21 protein-coding genes and 1 riboswitch are annotated in these 25483 nt (G+C 70.8%); of the genes, 11 read left to right on the forward strand and 10 right to left on the reverse strand.

The window, feature by feature from the left end:
- Window positions 1-213: 213 nt before the first annotated feature.
- The 5 genes from G6048_RS32660 to egtA form a co-directional block, all read right to left on the reverse strand.
- Window positions 214-429 (reverse strand): dodecin, encoded by a 216-nt coding sequence (locus G6048_RS32660; protein ID WP_165343209.1) that lies wholly within the window; start codon window positions 427-429, stop codon window positions 214-216.
- Window positions 430-508: 79 nt separating this feature from the next.
- Entirely contained in the window at window positions 509-1471 is a 963-nt protein-coding gene (egtD, locus tag G6048_RS32665) for an L-histidine N(alpha)-methyltransferase (RefSeq protein ID WP_165343210.1), read from the reverse strand.
- Entirely contained in the window at window positions 1468-2271 is an 804-nt protein-coding gene (gene egtC / locus G6048_RS32670) for an ergothioneine biosynthesis protein EgtC (protein ID WP_165343211.1), read from the reverse strand. Before egtC ends, egtD begins: the two co-directional genes overlap by 4 nt.
- Window positions 2271-3599 carry an ergothioneine biosynthesis protein EgtB gene (gene egtB / locus G6048_RS32675; protein ID WP_165343212.1) on the reverse strand — a complete coding sequence of 443 codons (1329 nt, stop codon included), beginning with the start codon at window positions 3597-3599 and terminating at the stop codon, window positions 2271-2273. Before egtB ends, egtC begins: the two co-directional genes overlap by 1 nt.
- On the reverse strand, window positions 3596-5056 hold the full coding sequence (gene egtA, locus G6048_RS32680; RefSeq protein ID WP_165343213.1) for an ergothioneine biosynthesis glutamate--cysteine ligase EgtA: 1461 nt from the start codon (window positions 5054-5056) through the stop codon (window positions 3596-3598). Before egtA ends, egtB begins: the two co-directional genes overlap by 4 nt.
- A 235-nt stretch (window positions 5057-5291) precedes the next feature.
- Between egtA and G6048_RS32685 the strand changes: the two genes are divergently transcribed.
- Window positions 5292-6170 carry a TIGR02452 family protein gene (locus G6048_RS32685; protein WP_165343214.1) on the forward strand — a complete coding sequence of 293 codons (879 nt, stop codon included), beginning with the start codon at window positions 5292-5294 and terminating at the stop codon, window positions 6168-6170.
- On the opposite strand, the gene G6048_RS32690 is transcribed toward G6048_RS32685, so the two are convergent.
- Together G6048_RS32690 and G6048_RS32695 are read right to left on the reverse strand one after the other, a co-directional pair.
- The gene (locus tag G6048_RS32690) at window positions 6124-6585 is read right to left on the reverse strand and encodes a type II toxin-antitoxin system PemK/MazF family toxin (protein ID WP_033319073.1); all 462 of its coding nucleotides are present in this window, start codon (window positions 6583-6585) and stop codon (window positions 6124-6126) included. The two genes, G6048_RS32685 and G6048_RS32690, sit on opposite strands and share 47 nt — an antisense overlap.
- Window positions 6586-6632: 47 nt before the next feature.
- Window positions 6633-8075 (reverse strand): amidase, encoded by a 1443-nt coding sequence (locus tag G6048_RS32695; protein WP_165343215.1) that lies wholly within the window; start codon window positions 8073-8075, stop codon window positions 6633-6635.
- Window positions 8076-8247: 172 nt separating this feature from the next.
- Between G6048_RS32695 and G6048_RS32700 the strand changes: the two genes are divergently transcribed.
- Both G6048_RS32700 and G6048_RS32705 read left to right on the forward strand, forming a co-directional pair.
- Window positions 8248-9282: a LacI family DNA-binding transcriptional regulator gene (locus G6048_RS32700; protein WP_165343216.1), complete on the forward strand. Its 1035-nt coding sequence runs from the start codon at window positions 8248-8250 to the stop codon at window positions 9280-9282.
- Window positions 9283-9309: 27 nt separating this feature from the next.
- Window positions 9310-10488 (forward strand): 4-hydroxybenzoate 3-monooxygenase, encoded by a 1179-nt coding sequence (locus G6048_RS32705; protein ID WP_165343217.1) that lies wholly within the window; start codon window positions 9310-9312, stop codon window positions 10486-10488.
- A gap of 10 nt (window positions 10489-10498) precedes the next feature.
- Here the strand turns inward: G6048_RS32705 and trxA are convergent, their stop codons facing one another.
- Window positions 10499-10876 carry a thioredoxin gene (gene trxA / locus G6048_RS32710; RefSeq protein ID WP_165343218.1) on the reverse strand — a complete coding sequence of 126 codons (378 nt, stop codon included), beginning with the start codon at window positions 10874-10876 and terminating at the stop codon, window positions 10499-10501.
- Between the two features lie 141 nt (window positions 10877-11017).
- Here trxA and G6048_RS32715 point away from each other — a divergent pair, with 141 nt between their 5' ends.
- The 5 genes from G6048_RS32715 to G6048_RS32735 all read left to right on the forward strand — a co-directional run bounded on the left by G6048_RS32715 (window position 11018) and on the right by G6048_RS32735 (window position 19074).
- A complete protein-coding gene (locus G6048_RS32715) occupies window positions 11018-12448 on the forward strand; it encodes a dihydrolipoyl dehydrogenase family protein (RefSeq protein WP_165343219.1) in 1431 nt (476 codons plus the stop codon).
- A 172-nt stretch (window positions 12449-12620) separates the two neighbouring features.
- Complete coding sequence (locus G6048_RS32720) at window positions 12621-14330, forward strand: phosphorylase family protein (protein WP_165343220.1); 1710 nt, start codon at window positions 12621-12623, stop codon at window positions 14328-14330.
- 27 nt (window positions 14331-14357) lie between these two features.
- A complete protein-coding gene (locus G6048_RS32725; protein ID WP_165343221.1) occupies window positions 14358-17339 on the forward strand; it encodes a DEAD/DEAH box helicase in 2982 nt (993 codons plus the stop codon).
- Complete coding sequence (locus G6048_RS32730; RefSeq protein ID WP_165343222.1) at window positions 17336-18550, forward strand: hypothetical protein; 1215 nt, start codon at window positions 17336-17338, stop codon at window positions 18548-18550. Before G6048_RS32725 ends, G6048_RS32730 begins: the two co-directional genes overlap by 4 nt.
- Window positions 18547-19074 carry a hypothetical protein gene (locus tag G6048_RS32735; protein ID WP_165343223.1) on the forward strand — a complete coding sequence of 176 codons (528 nt, stop codon included), beginning with the start codon at window positions 18547-18549 and terminating at the stop codon, window positions 19072-19074. Before G6048_RS32730 ends, G6048_RS32735 begins: the two co-directional genes overlap by 4 nt.
- A gap of 45 nt (window positions 19075-19119) precedes the next feature.
- Here G6048_RS32735 and G6048_RS32740 read toward each other — a convergent pair whose 3' ends face one another.
- On the reverse strand, window positions 19120-19773 hold the full coding sequence (locus tag G6048_RS32740; protein ID WP_165343224.1) for a peptide deformylase: 654 nt from the start codon (window positions 19771-19773) through the stop codon (window positions 19120-19122).
- A 207-nt stretch (window positions 19774-19980) separates the two neighbouring features.
- Here G6048_RS32740 and G6048_RS32745 point away from each other — a divergent pair, with 207 nt between their 5' ends.
- Window positions 19981-21396, forward strand: a complete 1416-nt coding sequence (locus G6048_RS32745) for a PepSY-associated TM helix domain-containing protein (RefSeq protein ID WP_165343225.1) — start codon at window positions 19981-19983, stop codon at window positions 21394-21396.
- Between the two features lie 193 nt (window positions 21397-21589).
- On the opposite strand, the gene metE is transcribed toward G6048_RS32745, so the two are convergent.
- On the reverse strand, window positions 21590-23899 hold the full coding sequence (metE, locus tag G6048_RS32750; protein WP_328827638.1) for a 5-methyltetrahydropteroyltriglutamate--homocysteine S-methyltransferase: 2310 nt from the start codon (window positions 23897-23899) through the stop codon (window positions 21590-21592).
- A 142-nt stretch (window positions 23900-24041) separates the two neighbouring features.
- Window positions 24042-24272, reverse strand: a riboswitch (cobalamin riboswitch).
- Between the two features lie 122 nt (window positions 24273-24394).
- Between metE and G6048_RS32755 the strand changes: the two genes are divergently transcribed.
- Both G6048_RS32755 and G6048_RS32760 read left to right on the forward strand, forming a co-directional pair.
- Window positions 24395-24961, forward strand: coding sequence for a winged helix-turn-helix domain-containing protein (locus G6048_RS32755; protein WP_165343226.1), 567 nt, complete (start codon window positions 24395-24397; stop codon window positions 24959-24961).
- Window positions 24958-25483: MFS transporter (locus G6048_RS32760; protein ID WP_165343227.1), on the forward strand; the 526-nt coding region annotated here is incomplete at its 3' end. The genes G6048_RS32755 and G6048_RS32760, both read left to right, overlap by 4 nt.

The raw sequence follows: 25483 nt of genomic DNA on the forward strand, positions 1-25483 counted from the left end.
GGGCTGCGCCCCCAGGCCCCCGTGCCTCCGGCTGGGTGGGCGCCTACGGCAGTTGGCGACGGGCTGACGCACCGGACCGCGGCCCCGCACCCAACGAACCCAGGGGCGGGGCTGTGTCAATGTGCGGCTCCGCCGCGTGGGCGCGACCAGCCACGGACGGCCCGCAGCCGAAATGCAACCCCTCGTACAGCCCAGCGGAGCGCACCGGTGGCGCTACTCGCCATCCTCCAGGCGGAACCCCACCTTCAAACCGACCTGGTAATGCTCGATCTGCCCGTTCTCGATCTGCCCGCGGACCTCCGTGACCTCGAACCAGTCCAGGTGGCGCAGGGTTTGCGAGGCACGGGTGATGGCGTTGCGGATGGCCTGGTCGACCCCCTCGGTCGAGCTGCCGACGATCTCGGTGACCCGGTACGTGTGATCAGTCATGCGGGTGCTCCTCTCCGCGGACGCGGATGCGCCACGCGTCACTTCCACCGTGCCGTACGACGCAGCGGTACGCGACCCGTCACCGGGCCATGCTCAGCGACAGTGCGAACCGTCCCTCCTGGTCCGTCCACCAGTGCGTCATCTCCAGGCCGGCGGCGGCCATTTCACCCCGTACGCCCTCCTCGCGGAACTTCGCGGACACCTCCGTCCGCAGCTCCTCACCGGCCGCGAAGTCGACGGCCAGATCGAGCGCGGGGATCTTCACGGTCAGCCGCGAACGCGCGCGCAGCCGCATCTCGATCCACTCCTCCTCGGCGTCCCAGAGGGCGACATGGGCGAAGTCGTCGGGGTCGAAGTCGGCGCCGAGTTCGCGGTTGACGACGGAGAGGACGTTCTTGTTGAACGCCGCCGTCACTCCCGCCGCGTCGTCGTAGGCGTCGACCAGTACGGACTCGTCCTTCACCAGGTCGGTGCCCAGCAACAGGGCGTCGCCGGGGGAGAGGAGGGCGCGTACGGAGGCCAGGAACGTGGCGCGTTCGGCGGGCAGCAGGTTGCCGATCGTGCCGCCGAGGAAGGCGACGAGCCGCGGCCCGGGTGTGCCGGGCAGCGTGAGACCGCCGGTGAAGTCGGCGATCAGCGCGTGCACGGCGAGCGAGGGGCGCTCGGCGATCAGCGCCTGCCCGGCCTGCGTGAGCGCGCTCTCGCTCACGTCGACCGGTACGTACGTGTGCAGAGCCGGCAGCGCGTCGAGCAGGTGCCGGGTCTTGTCGGAGGAGCCGGAGCCCAGCTCGACCAGGGTGCGTGCCCCGGTCGCCGAGGCGATCTCGGCGGCGCGGGCGAGGAGGATCTCTCGCTCCGCGCGCGTGGGGTAGTACTCGGGCAGTTCGGTGATCTTCTCGAAGAGCTCGCTGCCATGGGCGTCGTAGAACCACTTCGGCGGGAGCGTCTTGGGCGTGCGGGTCAGGCCGTGCAGGACGTCGGCGCGCAGCGCGGCCTCGGTGGCGTCCTCGGGCAGGGTGCGGGTGACCAGGAACGTGCTCACGTACGGGGCTCCTTGGGCGATGGGGATGCCAGGGGTTGTGCCATGGGTTCGTCGACGTCCTTGAGGGGTGTGAGCAGGACGTCTGTGCGGCTCGCGGCCAGCAGGGTGCGGTCGGGCACTTCCTGCCAGTGCGGATCGTCGTCGTACGGCTCGGAGGCCACGACGGTGCGTCGGCCGGGTTCGGTCAGGTACCAGAGGGTGTCGCCCCAGGCGGTCGCGGCGATCGTCTCGCCGTTGGTGAGAAGGAAGTTGAGCCGCGAGCCGGGCGCGGCGGCCGCGATGTCCAGGACCGTGTCGGCGAGCGCCTGTCCCTCCTCGTCGCCGGCACGCAGCCGGTTGAGGATCAGGGCCCAGACGAGGGCCGAGTCGCAGCGCGCCTCCAGTGACAGGAGTTCGGCGGGCGGCAGGGTCTGCGCAAGCGGGGCCAGAGAGCGTGGCCAGCCGCTGATCGCGCCGTTGTGGCTGAACAACCAGGGGCCCGCGGAGTACGGGGCTGCCGCGGCCTCCCCGTCGGCGCCGGCCACGGTCGCGTCGCGCACCGCGGCGAGCAGCGCGCCCGAGCGCACCACCCGCGCCAGGTCGGCGAAGGGCTGGTCGCCCCAGATGGGGCCGGTACGCCGGTAGCGCGCGGGTACCGGATCCCCTTCGGCGTACCAACCGACCCCGAAACCATCGGCGTTGACGGTCCCGTGCCGCTGCCGACGCGGTGCCCACGACTGGCGGAACAGGCTGTGCGCCGGTTCCACGAGGAGCCTGCCGAGCGGCTCCTCGGGGCCCAGGTAGGCGAGGTGACGGCACATCAGGCGGTCTCCGCGGCAGCGTCGCGCGCCGTACGGAATCCGGAGAAGATCTGCCGCCGGATCGGATAGTCCCAGTTGCGGAACGTACCCCGGCAGGCCACCTGGTCCACCGCGAACGAGCCGCCGCGCAGCACCTTGTGCTCCGGACCGAAGAACACCTCCGAGTACTCCTTGTACGGGAAGGCCGCGAACCCCGGATACGGCAGGAAGTCGCTCGCCGTCCACTCCCAGACGTCGCCTATCAACTGCCGTACGCCCAGCGGTGATTCACCCGCCGGATAGCTCCCGGCGGGAGCGGGCCGCAGATGGCGCTGACCGAGATTGGCGTGCTCGGGCGTCGGGTCGGCGTCACCCCACGGATAGCGCGTGGAGCGGTCGGCCGCCGGGTCGTGCCGGGCCGCCTTCTCCCACTCGGTCTCGGTGGGCAGGCGCCGTCCGGCCCAGCGTGCGTAGGCGTCGGCCTCGTACCAACTGACGTGCAGCACCGGCTCGTCGGGCGGTACGACCTCGGTGGCGCCGAAGCGCCGCCGCAGCCACTGACCGCCCTCGCGGCGCCAGTACAGCGGCGCCTCGATGGAGTGCGACCGGATGTGGGTCCAGCCGTCGGGGGCCCACCAGCGTGGGTCGCCGTAGCCGCCGTCCGCGATGAACGCCTGGTACGCGGCGTTCGTCACCGGCGTGGTGTCGATGAAGAACGGCGGTACGAGACGCCGGTGCGCGGGCCGCTCGTTGTCCAGCGCCCATGGTTCGGCCGAGGTGCCCATCGTGAACGGGCCGCCGGGCACCAGGACTTCGGCAGGGCCGGTGAACGGAGGGGCGGGCGCGGGATCCGGTGCCGTCAGGGCTGCGGGTCCCTTGCGCAGCTGATGGGTGATCAGCATCGTCTCGTCGTGCTGCTGTTCGTGCTGGGCGATCATGCCGAAGGCGAAGCCGGCCTCGGTGAGCGGCGTACCGCGGAAGCGCGTGCCCTCCAGGACGTCGAGCGCCCGGCCACGCACCTCGGCGGCATAGCGGCGGGCCTCGTCCGGCGGCAGCAGCGGCAGGGAGGGCCGTTCGGCGCGCGGGTGCTCGAACGCGTCGTACAGTCCGTCGATCTCGGGGCGCATCGCGTCACGCCCCGCGACCTCCCGCAGCAGCCACATCTCCTCCTGGTTGCCGATGTGCGCGAGGTCCCAGACCAGCGGGGACATCAACGGCGAGTGCTGCGCGGTGAGATCGGGATCCTCCACGCAGGAGGTCAGCTGCGCGGTGCGGTCGCGGGCCGTGGTCAGCGCCGCCAGCGCGCGCTCCCTGAGCGTCTCCGGGTCGGTGAGGTCGGGGGCGGTCATGTGTGGATGTCCTTCCCGTGGTGCGGGCGGTGCGTGCCGGGGACGTGGTCGGTCAGGCCGGTGGTGTCGGCGGCGATGGCCGCCGGTCCGTTGGTTTCCGGTTCGGTGGTGTCCGGGCCGATGGCCTTCGGTTCGGTGGCGCCCGCGCCGGTGGCGGCGAGCGGGGCCCCGGCGTCGAGCAGGTCCGCGGCGTCGATCAGGTCCTCCGTGTCGAGCAGGTCGTCGGCGGGGCAGCGGCCCCGGGCCACATAGCGGTCGGTGAACTGGGCGACGGCTTCCTGGACTTCGTCCGTGGCCCCCAGCCTGGGCAGGGCCTCGGCCGCCGCCGCGAAACAGGTGAGCGCCGCCTCGCGCAGCTCGGGATCGGCGAGGCCCGACCGGGCGGCCGCGATCCACAGCGGATTACGGGGCGCGGCCAGCGAATCGGCCCGCTCCGCAAGGGGTTTGACGGTCCGGTACGCCGTCTCGGCGGCCTCCGCGTCGTCGAACAGCGCCGCCGTCACGGCGAGCGGCACGATCCATCCGTCGTCGCCCGGCTGCGCGTCGATCATGCGGAGTTCCAGGTGACCCCGAGGACGGACCGGCGGGAACAGGGTCGTCAGGTGGTAGTCGAGATCCTCCCGGCCCGGCGGGGCTCCGGACCGGGTCCACGCCCGGAAACTCATGCCGTCCGGTACGTCCCAGGTGTCGCCGCCCGGAGCCCGTACGCACATCACCGGCGCGTCCAGCACGTGCCGTGCCCATGCCTTCCGTGGATCGCCGTTGAGGGGCGGGGCACTCGAACGACCCGGGTCCATCGCGGTCCACAGGGACTGCCGGTTCGAGCGCCAGCCGGTGTGCCGCCCCTGGGCCAGCGGCGAGTGGGCGAAGGCGGCCACCAGGACCGCGCCCAGCTGGTGCGCCAGCCACCAGCGCCGCCCGTGCCCGAGCGGCCCCGGTTCCTCGTACCCGGCGTCCAGGCACACCTGGACCGAGGCCGAGCTGCACATCATGGCCCGGCCCTCGGGGCCCGTACGGTCGAGGTATCTCTCCATGGCGTCATAGCGCGGCTCATGGAGGAAACGGGTGGGCGGGTGCCAGGGCTCCTGGCCTATTCCGGTGAGGCCGAGCCCCGCCTCGCGCAGTACCGCGCGTACGGCGTCGAGGTCGGCGGAGACGGACCCGATGCACTCCATCAGGGAGGCGGCGGCGGGGGAGCTGAGCTCCAGCTGGCCGCCGGGTTCGACGGTGAGCGCCGAACGCAGTGGCAGAGTCCGCAGTGCGGCATACGCCGCTTCGAGTCGTTCCGGTCTTACGGGGAGCCGCGGGAACCGCAGCTCGCGGATGAACCATTCCACTTCGACACCGAGGAAACGGGGTGGCCCGGTCTTGAAGCAGATGCCCCTGACCAGGGCCTCCACCTCGGCCTCGGTGACGGCGGAGCGGCGCTCCGTACAGTCACTTTCCGAATCGGACATGTCGGGATCCTCCTGAGATTCCACCATGCCGCCGGCCCGGTGTCGGATGGGCCGGCCCGGCAATCACCCGTCCACCCAAGACGGTCGCGCCGTTTCGCACAAGAGTGCGCATCGGTGTTTCTTGGGGCCGGGAAACTCTGTTGCGGCGCAGTACAAGGATCGCTCACGATGCGTTCATGAGCGCGACGGGGGAGATCACGCGGGACGTACTCATGGCGCGTACAGGGGTGGCGCCATGAGCGCGCGCCTGCGCGGCATCGCGCGACAGACGGAGGAGATCGTCGCGGCGGGTTCCTACCGCGGGTCCGACGGGCGCGAAGTGCCGATCGGCGCGGCGGTGGCCGTGGCGCGGGAAGGCACGCGGATGTTCGGGCCCGAGCCCGTGGAGATACCGCAACGCAGTCCCGCGGATGCCTCGCGGGTCGGCCCAGTGGACACGTTCTTCGAGGTCACGGGCGAGAGCAGCCTGGAGGCGGCGCGGCGGCTGCCCGGCCCGGTCGCGGTGCTGAACTTCGCCTCGGCACGCAACCCCGGCGGGGGCTATCTGAACGGAGCGCAGGCCCAGGAAGAGGCCTTGTGTCGTGCCTCGGCGCTGTACGCGTGCCTGGTGAAGGCCCGCGAGTTCTACGACCACCACCGGACGCACCGCGATCCCTTCTACACCGGCCGCGTCATCCACTCACCCGCCGTCCCGGTCTTCCGCGATGACCGCGGAGAGCTCCTGGACGAGCCGTACACCGCCGGTTTCCTCACCGCCGCAGCGCCCAACGCCGGAGTGGTCCTGCGCACCGCGCCGGAGCGCGTGCCCGAACTGCCGCGTGCCCTCGCGACACGGGCCGAGCGCGTGTTGGAAACGGCCGCCGCGCACGGATACCGGCGGCTGGTGCTCGGCGCCTGGGGCTGCGGAGTGTTCCAGAACGATCCGGCGCAGGTGGCGGGCGCGTTCCGCGCGCTGCTCGGGGAGGGCGGCCGGTTCTCCGGGTACTTCGAGCACGTCGTGTTCGGCGTCCTCGACCGTACGAAGGGAGCGGTGGTCCGGAGCGCCTTCGAGCAGGCGTTCAAGGACCTTAGCGCCAGCCGTAGCGCTCCCTCAGCCGGTGCACCACGGAGTTGAACCGCATCCGGTCCAGCGCGCACGCCTCCCGCCGCATCCCTGCCTCGTGGAGCCGCAGCACCCGGTCCACGGACACCCACGAGTCGCGCCCCGACCGGTCCCACGGCCCACTGCCGATCGGCACCCACTCGCGGGAGCCGTCGTGCCGCTTGCTCGAAAGCTGCACGGCGAGGAACGTACCGGCGGCCTCACGAGCCACCACGAGAACCGGCCGGTCCTTGCCCCGGCCGTCGTTCTCCTCGAAGGGGACCCACGTCCAGACGATCTCGCCGGGATCGGGGTCGCCGTCGTGCGCGGGCGAGTACTCCGTGCGGACCCGGCCCACCTCGCGAGGCTCCGCCTCGGTGGTCGCCGACGGACCGTAGCGGCCGGGAACGTCGGAAGCATGCGCGGCGTCATCGGTGAAGGCAGTCACACGAGTCACGGTAGAGCCCCCACGTAACCAACCGCCGAGCGGGGCGGCTACGAAGCCGCGGGCGGCCTGAACTCCCGTACAGCGCCGTCGAATTCGAGAGTCGGCCACCGCTCGTGCCAGCGCAGCTCCGCCTCCACCTGCGCGGCCAGCGACACGAGGAGCGGTTCGCTGTTCGCGGGGCCGAGGAGCTGCGCGCCCACGGGCAGACCGTCGCCGACGAAGCCCGCGGGGACGTTCACACCGGGCCAGCCCAGCACGTTCCACGGCCAGGCGTACGGGCAGGCGGCGATCATGGCACGGTCGGTGCCCAGACCGTTCAGCTGCGCGAGGGCACCGATCTGCGGCGGGGGAGCGGCCGTGGTCGGCGCGAGCACCACGTCGTACGTCTCGAAGAGCGCACCGATCCGCCGGTGCAGCATCGCCTCCGCACGCCGCGCCAGCCGCAGCGGGGCCCCACCGAGCAGCCGTCCCACACGGGCCGCCTCACGCGTGCGCCGGTCGAGCAGGTGGGGGTGCGGCGCCTCGCGGACCCGCTCGGCGATCCCGGCGGTGGCGCGCGGCACGAACGTCAACCCGATCTGCCCGTACGCCGGATCGGCCTCCTCGACCTCGTGCCCGAGCGCGGCCAGCCGCTCCGCGAGCGCGACGACCCGCGCTCGTACATCCGGCTGCAGCCGCGCGGGCAACGCCGTGAACGGCGGCTTCAGCGAGAGCGCGATCCGCAGCCGGCCCGGCTCCCGGCCCACCGTGTCCGACACGGACAGCGCGGGCGGGCGGTGCACATCGCCCTCGTGCTGGCCGCTCGCCGCGTCCAGGAGCAGCGCGGCGTCCTCGACGGTGCGGGCCAGCGTGCCGTTCACCGTGATCCCCTGGAAGGCTTCCGCGCGCGGCCAGGTCGAGATCCGGCCGCGCTGCGGCTTGATCCCGATCAGATGCGTCCACGAGGCCGGGATCCGTACCGAGCCCGCGCCGTCCGAGCCCAGCGCGGCCGGCACCAGTCCCGCCGCTACCGCCGCCGCCGAACCGCCGGACGAGCCGCCCGGTGTGTGCCCGGTGTGCCACGGGTTGCGGGTCTCCCCGAAGGCGGGCCCCTCGGTGAACGGCCACTGCCCGAACTCGCAGGTGTTCGTCTTGCCCACGACGATCGCCCCGGCCGCCCGCAGCCGCCGTACCGCCTCACCGTCCTCGGCCACCGGCTCGAACTCCCCGCGGCAGCCGAACGCCGTCGGCTCGCCCGCCACGTCCGTGTCGTCCTTCACCGCCACCGGCACCCCGAGCAGCGGCCGCCGCACCCCGGCCGCCAGCTCCTTGTCCGCGGCCTCCGCTTCGGCGAGCGCGGCCTCGGCCCGGACCAGCCGGAACGCGTTCAGCGTGCCCTGCGTCGCCTCGATCCTGGCCAGCGCCTCCTCGACGAGCACCCGCGACGACACCTCGCCGTCGGCCAGTGCACGCGCGCACTCAGCCAGTCCTGGGACACGGTCGGCAGCCATACGAGACACCTCCGGAAGCACGATGAATACCGAACGGTAACCTCAGTGCGCCCGATCCGGTACGGGGTACGCAACTTCCCTCGTACACCGGCGGATCCGTACGGGCACTCCGGCGGCGAACCCAGACCCCCGACAGCCGCCACGGAGGGCTTCTGGAAAGATGCGTTACGTCATGGTGCAGATACCGGAACAGCCCGCCCCGTCCCTGCCCGCGCAGCGCTCCGTGCCGACGAGCGCCGACGTTGCCCGCGCAGCGGGGGTCTCGCGCGCGACCGTCTCCTACGTCCTGAACAACACGAGCGCCGTACGGATCAGCGAGCCCACGCGCCGCCGCGTCCACCAGGCCGCCAGGGACCTCGGATACGTCCCGCACGCCGCCGCCCGCAGCCTGCGCGCCGGGCACAGCCGCATGGTGCTGATGCCCGCGCCGACCGTGCCGGTGGGCCCGCTCTACAGCCAGTTCTTCAACGAACTCCAATGGGCGCTCAGCCGCCTCGACTACACCGTTGTGCAGTACGGCAGTGTCGGCCTCGAAGGCGACGAGGCGGCCCGCGCCTGGGCGGAGCTGCGACCGGTCGCCGTCCTGGTTCCCGGCACCGGACTCGGCCCGCAGGGCGTGGCCGTCCTCAAACGCTCCGGCGCGCGCGCCGTCCTCACGCTCGGACCCGAGCGCGTCGAGGGCGCCCACGCGCTGCTCATGGACCACAGCGTCGTCGGCCATCGCGCGGGTGCGCACCTGCTGGCCCGGGGCCGCCGCCGCGTCGGCGTCCTGATGCCCGATGACCCCGGGCTGGAACTGTTCTCCAAGCCCCGGCTCGAAGGCGTACGCCGGGCGCTCCACGGGAAGGACGCCACGGTGACCGAGGTACCGCTGGCCTACGAGGAGGAGGCCGCGGCCCAACTCGCCAAGGACTGGCGCTCCCTGGGCCTGGACGCCGTGTTCGCGTACAACGACGAGTACGCCATGCTTCTGATGCGCGCCCTGAAGGATGAAGGCATCCGCATCCCGGACGACACGGCCGTCATCGGCGCCGACGATCTGATGCTCGGCCGGCTGCTGCGTCCCCGACTGAGCACCGTCCATATCGAGCTACCTTCCGGGCAGGAGCTGGCCGAACTGGTCGACCGTGCGGTGCGTACCGCCGGCGCCGTGCCCGAAACGCACGAGGTACTGGGAGCGACCGTCGTACACCGTGCGTCAACCTGACAACTCGCGTACGTGGGAGGCGTGTTCATGCGGACCACGATCGGCATCATCGGCGGCGGCCCCGCCGGGCTGTTGCTCGCCCGGCTGCTGCACCGGGCAGGTATCGACTGTGTCGTCCTGGAGAGCAGAACACGCGCGTACGCCGAGCACCGCCAGCGGGCGGGAATGCTGGAGCAGGGCACGGTGGACGCGCTGCGCGAGTGCGGCGCCGCCGACCGGCTGGAGGTCGACGGCCTGGTCCACAACGGCATCGAGCTGCGCTTCGACCGCGAGCGGCACCACATCGACTTCCCGGTGCTGACCGGCGGCCGTACCGTCACGATCTACGCCCAGACGGAGATCGTGAAGGACCTCATCGCGCTCCAACTCGCCGACGGGCCGCAGCTGTTGTTCGAGGCGGAGGCGGTCGCGATCGAGCGGCCGGAGAGCGACACACCCGTCGTGCGCTTCGTGCACCAGGGCCGGGAACAGAGCCTCACCTGCGACTGGGTGGTCGGCTGCGACGGCTTCCACGGCATCGCGCGCGACACGTTTCCGGCCGCCTTGAGCCGCACGTACGAGCACGACTACCCGTACTCCTGGCTTGGCGTCCTGGCCGATGTGCCGCCCTCCTGCGAGGAGTTGATCTACGCACGCGGCGAGGGGGGCTTCGCGCTGCACAGCATGCGTTCGCCGTCGGTATCGCGGCTGTATCTCCAGGTCCCCAACGAGACGTTCCCGGACGACTGGCCGGACGAGCGCATCTGGGACGAGCTGTCCGCGCGCTTCGCGATCGACGCCGACTGGCACCTGGAGCGCGGGCCGATCACCGCCAAGTCCGTTACCCCGATGAGGAGTTACGTCCACGAGCCGATGCGCCACGGACGGCTGCTGCTCGCCGGGGACGCCGCGCACATCGTGCCGCCGACCGGCGCGAAGGGGCTCAACCTCGCCGTGTCCGACGTACGCCTCGCCGCCCGTGCCCTGATCGAGCTGCACCGCACAGGCTCGGCTCAACTCCTCGACCGCTACTCGGAGTTGTGCCTCGACCGGGTGTGGCAGGCGACACGCTTCTCGTACGACATGACCCGGATGCTGCACGCCGATCCGGACGGGGACGCCTTCGAACACCGGCTGCAACTGGCCCGGTTGCGCCGGATCACGGCGTCCCGCCCCGCGGCCGCGGAACTGGCCGCGAACTACACGGGGCTGCCGCTGCCGCTCTGATCTGGCCGGCTCACTGCTCCGGCTGGGCCTGCTGCTCCTCGATGGACTTGCGGACCTCCTCCATGTCCAGCTTCCGGGCCTGTCCGATGACGTCCGTCAGCGCGGCCTCCGGCAGTGCCCCGGGCTGGGCGAAGATCGCGACCTGGTCGCGGACGATCATCAGCGTCGGAATCGACTGGATGTTGAAGGCCTGCGCCAGCTCCGGCTGCGCCTCGGTGTCCACCTTGCCGAAGACCAGGTCGGGGTTGGCCTCCGCGGCCTTCTCGTACACGGGCGCGAACTGCCGGCAGGGCCCGCACCAGGACGCCCAGAAATCGATCAGGACGAACTCGTTGTCCGTGACCGTCTGGTCGAAGTTCTCCTTGGTGAGCTCCACGGTGCTGCTCATGGCGTTGATTCCCACTTCCTGGTTTCGGGGCGTGGCCGCTGTGCACAACGGTGCCTATTGGTGGCGTATTCCGCGCGCGTACCCGTGTGGCTTCGGCGCACACCACCCACCAGACTTGAGCTCATGAACCAGACTGGACCCATGACGGAAACGGAAACCATCGCGTACGACGTCGTGGTGCTCGGGGCCGGTCCCGTGGGGGAGAACGTCGCCGACCGCACGCGCGCGGCCGGCCTCTCCACGGCGATCGTGGAGAGCGAACTGGTCGGTGGCGAATGCTCGTACTGGGCGTGCATGCCCAGCAAGGCCCTGCTGCGGCCGGTCATCGCCCGCGCCGACGCACGCAGGGTGCCCGGACTGCGGCAGTCCGTGCAGGGTCCCCTCGACGCCGCCGCGGTCCTCGCCCACCGGGACTACTACACCTCGAACTGGAAGGACGACGGCCAGCTCGAATGGCTGGACAGCATCGGCGCCGACTTCTACCGCGGGCACGGGCGGCTCGCCGGGCCGCGCCGGGTCACGGTCACCGGACCCGGGGGTGATGAGCGGGTACTCACCGCCCGGCACGCCGTGGCCGTCTGCACCGGCAGCCGTGCCGTCGTGCCCGAGCTGCCGGGAATCGCCGAGATCAAGCCGTGGACGAGCCGCGAGGCCACCAGTGCGCAGGCGGTGCCGGGCTCTCTCGTGGTGGTCGGCGGCGGTGTCGTCGGCGTCGAGATGGCCACCGCCTGGCAGGCCCTCGGCGCCCGCGTCACGGTCCTCGTCCGCGGCAAGGGCCTGCTGCCCCGTATGGAGCCCTTCGCCGGGGAGTTGGTCGCCGAGGCGCTCACGGAAGCGGGAGCGGACGTCCGCACCGGCACGTCAGTCGAGTCGGTGACGCGGAATGGCTCGAAGGTCGTGGTCACGACGGACAAGGGCGACCGCATCGAGGCGGACGAGATCCTCTTCGCCACCGGCCGCGCTCCGCGTACCGACGACGTCGGCCTGGACACGGTCGGTCTGGAGCCCGGCTCCTGGCTCACCGTCGACGACAGCTGCCAGGTGACGGGCAGCGAGTGGCTGTACGGGGTGGGGGACGTCAACCGCCGTGCGCTGCTGACCCACCAGGGCAAGTACCAGGCCCGTATCGCGGGCGCCGCGATCGCCGCGCGTGCCGCCGGCGTTCCCCTCCTGGAGTCCGACTCCTGGGGCGCCCACGCGGCGACCGCCGACCACGCCGCCGTCCCCCAGGTCGTGTTCACCGACCCGGAGGCGGCCGCGGTCGGCCTCTCCCTCGCCGAGGCCGAACAGGCCGGCCACCGGGTCCGCGAGGTCGACATCGACCTCGCCTCGGTAGCGGGCGCCGGCCTCTACGCCGACGGCTACCGCGGCCGGGCCCGCATGATCGTGGACCTCGACACCGAAACCCTCCGCGGCGTCACCTTCGTCGGCCCCGGCGTCGGCGAACTCCTCCACTCCGCGACGATCGCGGTGGCCGGCGAGGTCCCGGTGGACCGGCTCTGGCATGCGGTGCCGGCCTATCCGACGGTGAGTGAGGTGTGGTTGCGGCTGCTGGAGGCGTACCGGGGTTAGCAGCCGCTGCACGCAATCGAAACGACGATGAGCGCATACGAAACAAAACGATCGGGGAGGGGGTAGGCACGGGATTGCCGAACGGTTGCGGATCACCGTGGCTAGAGTGATCTCCCTCGTCACTTCAGCCACTTGTCGCACCATGAGGTTCCGTGAAAGGTGAGGTGTTCCGTTGGGGGGAGCGAGGACACGGCTGCCCACCGTCGTCGTGCTCACGGCTTTGCCAGTGGAGTACGAGGCGGTGCGGCGGCATCTGAAGGATGTCCGCGAGGTCGGGTCACGGCAGGGCACCCGCTTCGACGTCGGGCGGATATCCGGCCTCGACTGGCAGATAGCACTGGCTGAGACCGGCCCCACCAACACCCGCGCCGCGCTCATCACCCAGCATGCCGTCGACCACTTCACCGCCGCCGCGGTCTTCTTCGTCGGAGTCGCCGCCGCTCTCAAGGACAAGCTGCGCCTCGGTGACGTCGTCGTCGCCAGCAAGATCTACGGTTATCACGGCGGTCGCGAGAGCGAAGACGGGTTCAGCGCCCGGCCGGTGGCCTGGGAACCGGCGTACGACATGGACCAGTTGGTCCGCTCCGCCTGCCGCAACGGACCCTGGGCCTTCCTGACGCCCGCCCCGCACCCCTCCGCGCAGCCCGACGTGCGCTTCGAACCGCTCACCTCGGGCGACGTATTGATCGATTGGCGCGATTCAGAGACGGTCCGCCGGATCCGAAGCCACTACAACGACGCTGTGGCCGTCGACATGGAGAGCCACGGGGTCGCCCAGGCAGCCAGGATGCACCGCGACGTGCACATGCTGACCGTCCGCGGCATCAGCGACTTCGCGGATGGCGGCAAGGCGGCGGCCGACGCCCGGGGGTCCCAGCGGACGGCGTCGCGGAACGCCGCCGCCTTCGCGCTCCGGGTGCTGCGCGATCTCCGGCCCGCCGTGCCGCCGCCGTCGACGGCGGACGAGGGGCCGCCGCTGCGCCCCGCGGCCGTCGTGGTGACCGGTCCCGGCCGGGACACCGGCCGTAAGACCTGGGAGAGCCGGCCCGTGGTCGAGGCCGGAGGCCAGGAGTACCTCCTCTACGAAGGGCCGGGGGATCTGCTCCACGAGTCGCGTGACGGCGACGTGGTCCGCCGTCAGGCCAGGGCGCGGCTCGTGCCGGACCGTAACACTCGTGGTTCTTATGTCTGGCTGCGCCAGGTGGAGTTGCTGCGACCGGAGCGCGGCTCGGGCCTCACCCCCCTGTCGGCGCTGGAGCGGGAGGCAGAGCTGTGCCGCGATTTCCGTGGACCCGAGGTCGTGTATCTAGGTCGCCGGCGGAACACGGCGACCCTCGCCCTCGAGTGGCCGGCGGACGCGAAGTCGGGGCGCCCGCTGGACACCCTGCGCGAGCTGCTGCCGGAGCCTCCGGCCCCGCCGGACTCCTTGCGGCTGCACCTGACCGTGCAGGGTCTTGCCGCGGTCGCGGAGCTCCTCGGCCGGTTGCACGGCAAGGGGTTCTCCCACCGCGCGCTCCATCCGACCGCGATCGTCATGGACCGGCCCCGCATGGTGCTGCGTGACCTCGGACTCGCCGCCGTTCCGCCGCGTCCGGGCGAGAGCGCGGGGCCTTACCAGGCTCCCGAGCAGCGGCACGGCGCGGGCGCCCGCCCCGGCCCTGCCACCGACGTCCACCAGCTCGGGGCACTGCTGCAGCATGCGCTGACCGGTCGGCCGCCCGCTCCCGGGCTGCCGCCGTACCGCCCGGCCGGCTCTGTGCCGCCCCGCCTCGCGCAGGCAGTCGTCGACGCGTTGCAGCAGGACCCCACCGCCCGCCCCGGCATCCGCGAGCTCCGGCTGGAGCTGCTGGCCGCCGCCCGCGAGCTGCCACTCGTCCCCTGAACTCGCTGAACTCGCTGAGGAGCGCCGATGTCCCTCGCCACCGTCGCCTTGCGGGCCCCGCTGGTGCTCATACCGGGGTTCTCGCTCGACGACCAGCTGCGCAAGAAGGGGGAGACCTGTGCGGGGCTGCCGCCTTCGGTCGGCCGGGTCGCACACGATCTGAACCAACTCCACAGCGGCGCGGCTGTGCTGCTCGATCCGGGACGCGCCAACTACTCGCCGAGCCTCCTGGTCCATACCCGTACCTATCGGCTGCGGCTCGAACCGACGAAACGGGGCACCGGCTACCTCGTCAAGTCCATCGATCCCCTGCGGCTGTCCGACCATGCGAGACTCTCCAGGTCCTGCCTTCTGGTGCGCCCGCCCAGCTGGCAGATGGTCCCCGAACTGAGAGCTGTGCCCGACGGCTCGGATGCCCAGTGGCAGGACATCGAGACGGCCTGGGAACGCCTCGGCACGGCCTACGCCGAGAAGCACGAGGTCCCGTCGATCAGCGAAGTCCAGGCGGAGTTCCTCGGCACCGTGGACCGCCTGATCGATGCCACCGAGGAGATCACCACTCGGGAGCAGCGCAATGCGGCCCCCTTTCCGTACCGCGCGATCTCGTCCACCGGCGGCAAGCGGAACACCCCGCGTGCGATGTACGAGTTCCAGCTCGTCGGACGAGACCTCCCGCCACCGGGATCATTCGTCCGGATCCAGGGCGAGGAGGAGACCCGCGGACAGGTGAACCGGGCCGAGGGACGGTCCGTCACCGTCCGCTTCGACCAGCCCGTCTCATGGGAAAAGCTGCCACGGCAAGGGGCCCTGGAAATCACGCCGAGCACCGTTGTCTTCCAGAAACAGCGGCAGGCCGTGGCGGGATTCCGCTCCCGGGACACCAAGAACTCCGGGCTGCTTCCTGCCCTGGTCGAACACCAGGTGCGCCACATCCCCGCCACCCCGATGCTGCCGCGACAGGAGCTCGACCCCGAGCAACTGGCCGCCTTCCGCAGGGCACTGACCACCGAGGACCTGCTCGTGGTGCTTGGTCCGCCCGGCACCGGCAAGACCCGGACCATCACCGAGATCGCGTACACCTGCGCGACCGCCGGTGCCCTGGGCGGCGGCCGGACCCTTGTCACGTCCCACACCAACCGTGCCGTGGACAATGTGCTGGCCCGGCTGCCGGAAGATCTGGTGGTGATCCGGGTCGGAGTCGAGGACAAGGTCCACGAAGACGTAAAGCCGTTGCTCCTGGAGTGGCAGACGGAGAGTCTCTCCCAGGAGATCCACCACACCGCGACCATGCGCGAACAGGCCTACCGGGACGCGGAGGCCGCTCAGCCGTGGACGGTCGAACTCGCCGTCCGCCTGGACCAGGTCGACGCTCTTGTCCAGGACGAGAAGACGGCGGCTCTGCGGCTCGATGCATCGATTCAGGCAGTTGGGGCGCCCCACCGGGAGCGCCTGACAGAGCTGCGACGGCAACAGGCCGACCAGGAGGCAGTGAAAGAACGGCTTGATCAGCGCTCCGCGGAGGTCCAGGCAAAGTTGCGTTCCGCGCGGGAACGCTCCGACGCCTGGCTGACCGGCTGGTTCCACCGGTCCATGGCACGTCGCCGGGAACGACAGCTCGGCGAAGTGCGGGACGGGGCGCGGCAGGCCGGGGCGCTGCTGACGGACCTTCAGACAGGGATCGAAGGGGTACGTACCGACCTGGACCGGGCCGTGCGCGAAGACCCCACCGTCCGCACCGCCCGGGACACCCGGGAGAAGGTTGCCCAGACCCTGCAAGCCGGGATCCAAGAGGCATACGCAGCGGCCGACATGGCGGTTGCGGCCCTGTCCGCCGTGGTACCCGGGCAGCCCCAGCCCGCCCGGCGGGGGGATCCGGCCGAGGTCGCCGCCGGGCTGCACGACGTGCATGGCCGGCTCGAGCGGTGGCTGCCCCTGATCGCCGAGCGCCGGAAGCTGGCCGAGCAGTGGCACGCCGCCGTCGTACAGGATCCGGGGCAGCTGGTACCCGAACTCGTCCGCTATGCCCAAGTGGTCGGCGCCACCTGCATCGGAGCCGCGTCCCGTGCCGAACTGTCCGGTGTCGACTTCGACCTGGGGATCATTGACGAAGCTGGGCAGATCGGGGTGGCGGACGCGCTGGTGCCGCTGAGCCGGGTCCGCCGTGGCGTCCTGGTCGGCGACGACCGCCAACTGCCGCCATTTCTCGACTCGGAGGTGGAGGACTGGGGCGAGGGCATCGGCGACCCAGCCCTGCTGCGCCTGATGTCCCAGAGTGCCCTGGAACGGCTGAGGTCCGGGCTGCCCGCCTCCCATGTCGTCCAGCTGACCCGGCAGCGCCGCATGCCGGCTGAGATCGCCGACTTCATCTCGTCCGCCTTCTACCAGGGCCGACTGCTTACCGAGAAGGAGCACCGGCACACCGATCCGCTGTTCGCCAGTCCGATGGCCTTCGTCGACACCGCCGCACAGCCCGACCGCGCACGATACGAGTCGGGCGGCCGGCTCGCCGAGAATCGCTACGGCCGCAAGGGCTTTTTCAACACCTGCGAAGCCCGCCTGCTGGCCCGCCTTGCCGCCTTCTATCACCGGCGCGGGTCCGAGTGGGTGGTGATCGTCCCTTACCTCGCGCAGCGAGCGGCTGTCATCCGGGAACTCATCCCGCTGATCGGCGACTCTCAGCTGGCCAACGCCTCAGTGGGCAGCGTCGACTCTTACCAGGGCGGGGAGTGCGAGGTAGTTCTGTACGGTTTCACCCGCAGTAACCCGCGCGGTCAGATCGGCTTCCTCAAGGAACTGCGCCGTGCCAATGTCGCCTTCAGCCGCGCTCAGCGTCAGCTGGTGATGACCGGCGATCTGAGTACGCTGCTCCGCGCGGACGACCCGGACTTCCGTAAGATGGCCGACGATCTGCACCGGCACCTCAACAGCCGTGGCGACCTGCGCACTTACCAGGATGTGATGCACCGGTTGCGTGCGGCGGCCCCGGATCCGGAAGGAGACGGGACGTGACCACCGCCCCGCGCCTGATGCCGTTTCCCGAGGAACGGGTTCTGGAGGACGCCGCCTTCGGCCACGGCCTCGTCCCCACGCGTCTGCATGCCCTGCTGCTGCCCGTCTGGGAGGCGGAGGTCCGTGCCGACATCACCGAAGGCGAGGACTTCGCCCTCATCGACCGCTTCCTGGAGCGCGGCCTGCGCCACGGCGCCCTGCACACGATCGACGAACTGGCCGCGTTCTTCGTCCTCGACGCTGCCCTGGTGACGCAGGCCGTACGTTTCCTGATAGCGATCGGCCACATTGAGGAGCACGAGGGCCGCCTCGCCCTGACGCCGCTCGGGACGCGTTCAGTGGACGACGACATCCGTTATGTACTCACCCGCGAGGACCGTCGCAAGCTCTATTTCGAAGCGCTGAGCTGTACCCCGCTGACCCGAGCCCACTATGACGCGGAGACCGTGACGCTGCTGTCCGGCGAGGACCTGGACGGGGTGCTGCGCAGCGAGCGGTATCCCCGCTTCACACCCATCAGCGTGACGTCCGGCTTCGACCGCGCGGCACTCGACCGCCTCAACCACCGACAGGACAAGGCCCGTTTCAATCTGCCCGTCGCCCTGGAGGGGGTACGGAGTCTGGGCGAGGAACTCGTCTTTCTGCCGGTCTACCTCGTACGCGGTCATGGCGAGCTGCTGGTGTACGGCCAGGCAGGCGCCGGATCCGCGCCCGATCCCGAGCTCAGTGAACTCTGCGCCCGGACCCCTCAGTTGACCAGTGTCCTGGACAACGAAGAACAACCGGAATCGGCGGATGAACGCACCGTGAGATCCGCCGGGAACTGGCTTCGACAGCAAGGTCTGGACGCGATCAGCCCGGAACAGGACGACGACGGGACCTGGTTCGTCCCCCTGCCCGCCACCGCCTTCGGTGAGAACGGCCTACCAGTGTCCCGCGTCGGTTCCTACCGCATGGCAGGCACCCGCTTCTTCCGCTTGTGGTGCCCGGACGCCAATCTGCGCAAGCATGCTCTGCTGGATCGATTGGACCAGCGCCTCGGAGCCCGGCGGCACGTCACTCACGAGGAAGCGAGCGAACTCGTCGCCCGTCTGGCGCGCCAGCTGCGGCTCGAAGCTCCCAGCCTTTCCCGGCTGGGTCGTGGAGCCGAGAAGAAGGGCCTGCGGGGCCTGGCGGCTCAACTCGCCCGACTGGAGAAAGAACAGCATTGATCGACACTGGTCAGCTCCTGCTCGCCGAATACGAACAGATCAAGCAGGAACAGCGGGCCCGCATCGGCTTTCGCGACAACCTCCTGTACGCCACGCTTGGCGTCATGGCAGCTGTCATCGGCTCCACACTGGCCCGCGGCGGTCATGCCGAAATGCTCCTGCTGCTGCCCCCGCTCTCGGTGCTCCTCGGCTGGACCTATCTGGTCAACGACGAGAAGATCTCGGCGATCGGCCGCTACGTACGGGACGAACTGGCCCCGCGGCTCAAGGAACTCGCGCCGGGCAACCCCGAGGTTTTCGGCTGGGAATCGGCACACCGCAGCGACCACCGCCGCCACTCACGAAAGCGGATCCAGCTCGCCGTGGATCTGCTGGCGTTCTGCGTGGCTCCGCTCGCCGCACTCGTCGTGTACTGGGTGCTCGGCCCGCTGCACTGGCCGCTGCTCCTGGTTTCGGCGGCAGAGCTGGCCGCGGTCATCGCACTCGCTCACCAGGTCGTTCGCTATGCCGACCTGGGCCACTGACAACCCCTTGAGGAAAGTGAGACCGGGCACGCCGGCCTGGTGCCCTCATCCCGCCTCCCCCCAATCGAAGCCGAGTTCTGCGGCGGCCTCCTCGGGCGTCGGCTGGGTCCACCGCTCGGCCATCGCCTGGTTCGAGGACAGGGAGCGCAGTTCCGCGCGGTCCACGTAGAGCATGCCATTCAGGTGGTCCGTCTCGTGCTGGACGATGCGGGCGGGCCAGCCGGTGAACAATTCGTCGACCGGTCGGCCGTGTTCGTCCAGGCAGCGGAGGCGTACGTCGACGGGGCGGGCCACCACGGCCTGCCAGCCCGGCACGCTCAGACACCCTTCGAAGAACGCGGCGCGGGCGGAACCCATGGGCTCGTACGACGGATTGACCAGCACGCGGAACGGCTGCGGCACCCGCCCGCGCGCTTCGCGCACCTCGTCCGGCACCGGTGCCGGATCCTCGACGACCGCGAGCCGCAGGGGCACGCCCACCTGCGGTGCGGCGAGACCGACGCCCGGCGCCGCGTGCATCGTGTCGCGGAGAGCCGCCACGAAGCGGGCCAGGAGCGCCGGGGCCAGCTGTCCGTCGAAGGGCTCGGCGACGCGACGCAGCACCGGGTTGCCGGCCGCGACGATCGGCAACGGGCCGGTATGGGAGAGGAGTTCCTCCACCTGGTCGCTGAGGGGCGTGGGATGACCGGGGGATGCCATCGCCCCAGCATGCCAAGCAGCACCGCACCACGCGAGCCCGTTACTTACCGGAAACCGCGCTACTCCGCTGCCTTCAGCAGTGCCATCACGTGTGACCCACGCCACGTGAACGTCCGGGAACTCGTCGCTCCCACCGGCCGACTTCTGGATTGCCCCAGCCGAGCACGACCGCACGGCCCGTCCCCCGCACGACCGGAGAAGCCGCCGATGACCAGCGCTCCATCGACCTCGACCGAGACGGATGACTCCGCTGACTCCCCGCAATCCGGCACCCCCGCACCGCGGCGCAGCCCCTGGTCGCCGCTGCGCCCCCTGGTACTGCGCCTGCACTTCTACGCCGGAGTGCTGGTCGCCCCGTTCCTGCTCGTCGCTGCCACGACCGGGCTGCTGTACGCGGCGTCGTTCCAGGCCGAGAAGATCGTGTACGCGCATGAGATGACCGTCCCCGTGGGCGAGAGCATGCTGCCAGTCTCCGAGCAGGTGGCCGCCGCGCGCGAGGAGCACCCGCAGGGCACGGTCACCGCCGTACGGCCCTCGCCGGAGGCGGACGCGAGTACCAGGGTGCTGCTGTCCGGGGTCCCGGGCGTCGAGGCGGAGCACAAGTTCGCCGTGTTCGTCGACCCGTACACCGGGGAGGTGCGCGGCGCGCTCGAGCAGTACGGATCCACTGGCGCGCTGCCGCTGCGCACCTGGATCGACGAGTTCCACCGCGATCTGCACCTCGGCGAGACCGGTCGGCTCTACAGCGAACTGGCGGCCAGCTGGCTGTGGGTGATCGCGGGCGGCGGCCTGGTGCTGTGGTTCAGCCGCCGCCGTAAGCAGCGGAAGGTGCGCGGCACCAGCGGTCGTCGCCGCACTCTGGGCCTGCACGGCACGGTCGGCGTCTGGGCTGCGGCCGGGTTCTTCTTCCTGTCGGCGACGGGCCTGACCTGGTCGGCGTACGCCGGATCCCACATCGATGCCTTGCGTACCTCCCTCAACCAGGCCACGCCCACGGTGTCGGCGTCGTCGGGCGGCGAGCACGCCGAGCACGGGTCCTCCTCCGCCGAGTCGGGCGCCGACCACGGCGTCGGCCTCGACAAGGTCCTCGCGGCCGGACGCGCCGAAGGCTTGGGTGACCCGGTGGAGATCGTGCCGCCGGCCGACGCCTCGGCGGGTTCGACGGCGTATGTCGTACAGCAGGTCCAGCGCAGCTGGCCCACCAAGCAGGACGCGGTCGCCGTGAACCCGACGAACGGCCAGGTCATGGACGTGGTGCGGTTCGCCGACTACCCGGTGCTTGCGAAGCTGAGCCGCTGGGGCATCGACGCGCACACCGGCGTCCTGTTCGGCATCGTCAACCAGATCGCGCTGATGGGCCTCGCGCTCTGCCTGATCCTGCTGATCCTGTGGGGCTACCGCATGTGGTGGCAACGCGGCCGCACCTCCACCTTCGGCCGCCCCATCCCACGGGGGGCCTGGCAACAGGTCCCGCCGTACGTACTCGTCCCCCTGATGGCGACCGTCGCCCTGATCGGCTACTTCGTACCCCTCCTCGGCATCCCTCTGGCGGCCTTTATCGCTGTGGACGTGGTCCTGGGCGAGATCGCGTACCGCCGCGGGAAGCGCACGTACGCCACGTAAGGGGCGCGGGGCTGTGACATTTGCGGCTCCGCCGCGATGGGGGTCCCCCGCTCATGGGGGAGAAGCCGAGAGTGGGGGAGCGACCAGCCACGGACGGCCCGCAGCTCTCGTACCGCACTGTCCGTAGAGTGCTTGGCCGTGTCAACGGACCCGGGTCCCGTGGCGAACGGGACCCGGGTCCACAGCCGCAGCCTCAGCCCGGAAGGGCAGCGCGTACGCGCCGTGCCGCCGCCGTCATCCGTTCCAACGCCGGCCCGGCCTCGGCCCAACTCCGGGTCTTCAGACCGCAGTCGGGATTGATCCACAGTCGCTCGGCCGGTACGGCGAGCAGCGCCCGGTCGATCAGATCGGTCAGCTCCCGCTCTTCCGGGACGCGAGGCGCGTGGATGTCGTACACGCCAGGTCCGACCGCCTGCGCATAGCCGGCCGCGGCGAGTTCGTCCGCGATCTGCATTTTCGAGCGGGCCGCCTCCAGGCTGATCACGTCGGCGTCCAAATCCTCGACGGTGTCGAGGATTTCACCGAACTCCGCGTAACACATGTGCGTATGGATCTGGGTGTCCGCGCGTACGGCGGAGGTGGCCAGCCGGAACGCCTCCGTGGCCCAGGCCAGATACGCGGGCCGGGCGGCCCGGCGCAGCGGGAGCGCCTCGCGCAGCGCGGGCTCGTCGACCTGGACGACGGCCGTTCCGGCGGCCTCCAGGTCGGCCACCTCGTCGCGAAGCGCCAGCGCCACCTGGCGCGCGGTGTCGGCGAGCGGCTGGTCGTCGCGTACGAAGGACCAGGCCAGCAGCGTGACCGGCCCGGTGAGCATGCCCTTGACGGGGCGCTCGGTCAGCGACTGCGCGTACGAGGTCCACGCCACCGTCATCGGCGTGGGACGCGAGACGTCACCGGCCAGGATCGGCGGCCGTACGTAACGGGTGCCGTACGACTGGACCCAGCCGTGCTGCGTGGCGAGGTAGCCGGTGAGCTGTTCGGCGAAGTACTGCACCATGTCGTTGCGTTCGGGTTCGCCGTGTACGAGGACGTCGAGCCCGGCCTTCTCCTGGAAGGCGATCGTGTCGCGGATCTCGGCGCGGATACGCTCCTCGTACGCCGCCTCGTTGATCCGTTCGGCCCTCAAGTCAGCGCGTGCCAGGCGCAGTTCGCGGGTCTGCGGGAACGAGCCGATGGATGTGGTGGGCAGCGGGGGCAGTTGGAGCCGGGCCTGCTGGGCGGCCGACCGTTCGGCGAACGGCTGGGGCCGCCGGGCGTCCTCTGGTGCGACCGCCGCGCAGCGGGCCCGTACGGCGGGATCACGGGTGAGAGAGGAGGCGGCACGGGAGGCCAACACGGCACGGTTGGCGGCGACTTGAGGAGCGATGGATCCCTCGGTGAGACCGCGCGCCAGTGTCACCACCTCCGCCGTCTTCTGCCGCGCGAAGGCCAGCCAGCGAGCCACCTGCGGATCGAGGTCACGCTCGACCGCGACGTCGAGCGGCACATGCAGCAGTGAGCAGGACGGCGCCACATCCACCCGCTCGGCGAGCCCGAGCAGCGTGGCCAGGGTGGCCAGCGACCGCTCCAGGTCACTGATCCATACGTTACGGCCGTCGACCACGCCCGCGACGAGCCGCTTGCCGGGCAGCCCGCCCACCGCCGCGAGCGCGTCCAGGTTCGCGGCGGCCGGCCCGGTGAAGTCCATCGCCAGCCCCTCGACGGCGGACCGGGCGAGCACGGGCAGCGCCTCGCCGAGCCGGTCGAAATACGAGGCGACGAGCAGCTTCGGCCGGTCGGTGAGCGAGGTGAGGTCACGGTACGCGCGGGCCGTGACGTTCAGGACGGAGGGGGACTGGTCCTTCACCAGCGCGGGCTCGTCCAGCTGTACCCAACTCGCGCCCGCCGCACGGAGATCGGCGAGCAGTTCGGCGTACACGGGAAGCAGCCGGTCCAGGAGTGTGAGCGGCTGGAAGTCGGCCGGGGCGCCGGGCGCGGGCTTCGACAGGAGCAGGAAGGTGATCGGGCCGACGAGTACGGGCCGCCCGGTGTGGCCGAGTGCAACGGCCTCGCGCAGTTGGCCGACTGGCTCGCGCGTGTCGGCCGCGAAGACCGTGTCGGGGCCCAACTCCGGTACGAGGTAGTGGTAGTTGGTGTCGAACCACTTGGTCATCTCCAGCGGCGCCGCAGTGTCGGCGCCACGTGCCATGGCGAAGTAGCCGTCGAGCGGGTCCGCGTCGAAGGCGAGGCGATGGCGGGCGGGGACGGCACCTGTCATGACGACGGCATCGAGCATGTGGTCGTACAACGAGAAGTCCCCGGTGGGCACTTCGGAGATTCCGGCGTCGGCGAGCCACTGCCAGGCGTCGCGGCGCAGGCCGGCCGCGGTCGTGCGCAGCTGGTCGCCGGTCACTCGGCCGGCCCAGTAGCCCTCGACAGCCTTCTTCAGCTCACGGGACGGGCCCTGCCGGGGCCAGCCGTGCACGGTGGCACGGACCTGCGGGGTGGGGGAGCGGTCGGTCACGTAACTCTGCCCTTCGCGAGTCGCGGTGAGGATCCCGGGACGTCCGACGCGAAGGAACGGCAGATCGGCGAAGCCTCGTCACACGCTGCCCGCCTGCTCCGCCGACCCTCCCACGAGGCCGCCGAGATCGCCGTACGCACCGGTGGCGCACGGGCAGTTGGCAGGTCTTCGGACTCGCGAGCACACCCTGTCCTCCGTACGAGGACATGGCACCTACTGGCCGTCGCTTCCCGGATCCGTCGGACGGATCCAGTGCGTATAACGACGTTCGTTCCCACTCACCGCTGCGGGGCAGTCCCGGATTCCCACCGGGTTCCCTCTTACGACGCCTCCCGCCTGGCGGGCGGGGCGAACCAGCTGCTCGGACATCGTACGCACACAACTCGTGTGGACCGCGAGTCAGTTGTTGATGCAGCGTTGATGAAGAGACGTTCGCGAAGAGATGTTCGCGAACAAGTCTTCCGGAAGGGTTGTTCGCGTTCTACGCTGCGCGTCATGGCGGACGACGGCACGACCGACATCACTCTCGACACGGCCGCGCTGCGCGTGCTGGCGCACCCCACGCGGCTCGCGTTGCTGAACCGGCTGCGACAGCAAGGACCTGCCACCGTGCGGCAGTTGGCGGCTCACTTCGAGCTGGACTCCGGTGCGGCCAGCTATCACCTGCGGCGGCTCGCGGCGGGCGGGCTGATCGAGGAGGACACGGAGCGGGGGACGAAGCGGGACCGCTGGTGGCGGGCACTGCACCGGATCTCGCTGCACGATCCGGCCACGGCACCGGACTCCGCCGACAGCCGTGCGTACGCGCAGGCCGTGGCCCTGGCCGACGGGGAGACGTTGCGCAGGGTGGCTGCCGAGGTGGTGCCGGTGCTGCCCGACGAATGGTTCGGCGTCAGCGGATTCATGAGCTACATGCTGCGTATGACACCCGGTGAACTCGACACGATGAAGGGTGAGTTGTTGCGGGTGGTCGAGAGCTACCGGGAGCGCGAGCCCGCAGACGGGGCCGAACGAGTGGCCGTACACCTTCAGTTGTTCCCGCTTCTCGCCGACGAGGCATGACTGCGCGGCCCGCCTTCCGCGACCCGAACGTCCTGCGCTGGCTGGGCGCCTACACCACGTCGGTCACCGGTGACGTCGCGTACTACCTGATCCTTTCCTGGACCGCCATCCGCGCCGCCGGTCCCGCACAGGTCGGCGCCGTTCTCGCCGTCGGGGCGATACCCCGCGCTGTCCTCATGCTCGGCGGCGGCGTACTCGCCGACCGCTTCGGCCCACGCCGCGTTCTCCTTGCCAGCGACGTCGTACGGTGCGCGGTGGTACTGGGCGCCGCCGCACTGACCGGGATCGACGGCCCTCGATTGTGGCCGCTGTACGTCGTGGCCGTGCTCTTCGGCGTCGTCGACGCGGTCTTCATGCCGGCGGTGGGTGCCCTCCCACCAAGGCTCACGGAACAAGACCAGTTGGCCCGAGTGCAGGGGATGCGAGTGCTGGCGGTGCGCTTCGGCAACGCGGTCGGCCCGCTGATCGCGTCCTTCGTGCTGGCGGCTCAGGGGGCTGCGGGGGCGTTCGCCGTGGTGGGGG

Origin of the sequence: Streptomyces ureilyticus (assembly GCF_011045025.1) — a bacterium.
Lineage (GTDB): Bacteria > Actinomycetota > Actinomycetes > Streptomycetales > Streptomycetaceae > Streptomyces > Streptomyces ureilyticus.

Excerpts from the sequence above, each read along its gene's own strand:
- G6048_RS32660 (WP_165343209.1), bottom strand. The coding sequence starts at position 429 with ATGACTGATCACACGTACCGGGTCACCGAGATCGTCGGCAGCTCGACC.
- egtC (WP_165343211.1), bottom strand. The coding sequence starts at position 2,271 with ATGTGCCGTCACCTCGCCTACCTGGGCCCCGAGGAGCCGCTCGGCAGG.
- egtB (WP_165343212.1), bottom strand. The coding sequence starts at position 3,599 with ATGACCGCCCCCGACCTCACCGACCCGGAGACGCTCAGGGAGCGCGCG.
- egtA (WP_165343213.1), bottom strand. The coding sequence starts at position 5,056 with ATGTCCGATTCGGAAAGTGACTGTACGGAGCGCCGCTCCGCCGTCACC.
- G6048_RS32685 (WP_165343214.1), top strand. The coding sequence starts at position 5,292 with ATGAGCGCGCGCCTGCGCGGCATCGCGCGACAGACGGAGGAGATCGTC.
- G6048_RS32695 (WP_165343215.1), bottom strand. The coding sequence starts at position 8,075 with ATGGCTGCCGACCGTGTCCCAGGACTGGCTGAGTGCGCGCGTGCACTG.
- G6048_RS32700 (WP_165343216.1), top strand. The coding sequence starts at position 8,248 with ATGGTGCAGATACCGGAACAGCCCGCCCCGTCCCTGCCCGCGCAGCGC.
- G6048_RS32705 (WP_165343217.1), top strand. The coding sequence starts at position 9,310 with ATGCGGACCACGATCGGCATCATCGGCGGCGGCCCCGCCGGGCTGTTG.
- trxA (WP_165343218.1), bottom strand. The coding sequence starts at position 10,876 with ATGAGCAGCACCGTGGAGCTCACCAAGGAGAACTTCGACCAGACGGTC.
- G6048_RS32715 (WP_165343219.1), top strand. The coding sequence starts at position 11,018 with ATGACGGAAACGGAAACCATCGCGTACGACGTCGTGGTGCTCGGGGCC.
- G6048_RS32725 (WP_165343221.1), top strand. The coding sequence starts at position 14,358 with ATGTCCCTCGCCACCGTCGCCTTGCGGGCCCCGCTGGTGCTCATACCG.
- G6048_RS32740 (WP_165343224.1), bottom strand. The coding sequence starts at position 19,773 with ATGGCATCCCCCGGTCATCCCACGCCCCTCAGCGACCAGGTGGAGGAA.
- G6048_RS32745 (WP_165343225.1), top strand. The coding sequence starts at position 19,981 with ATGACCAGCGCTCCATCGACCTCGACCGAGACGGATGACTCCGCTGAC.
- G6048_RS32755 (WP_165343226.1), top strand. The coding sequence starts at position 24,395 with ATGGCGGACGACGGCACGACCGACATCACTCTCGACACGGCCGCGCTG.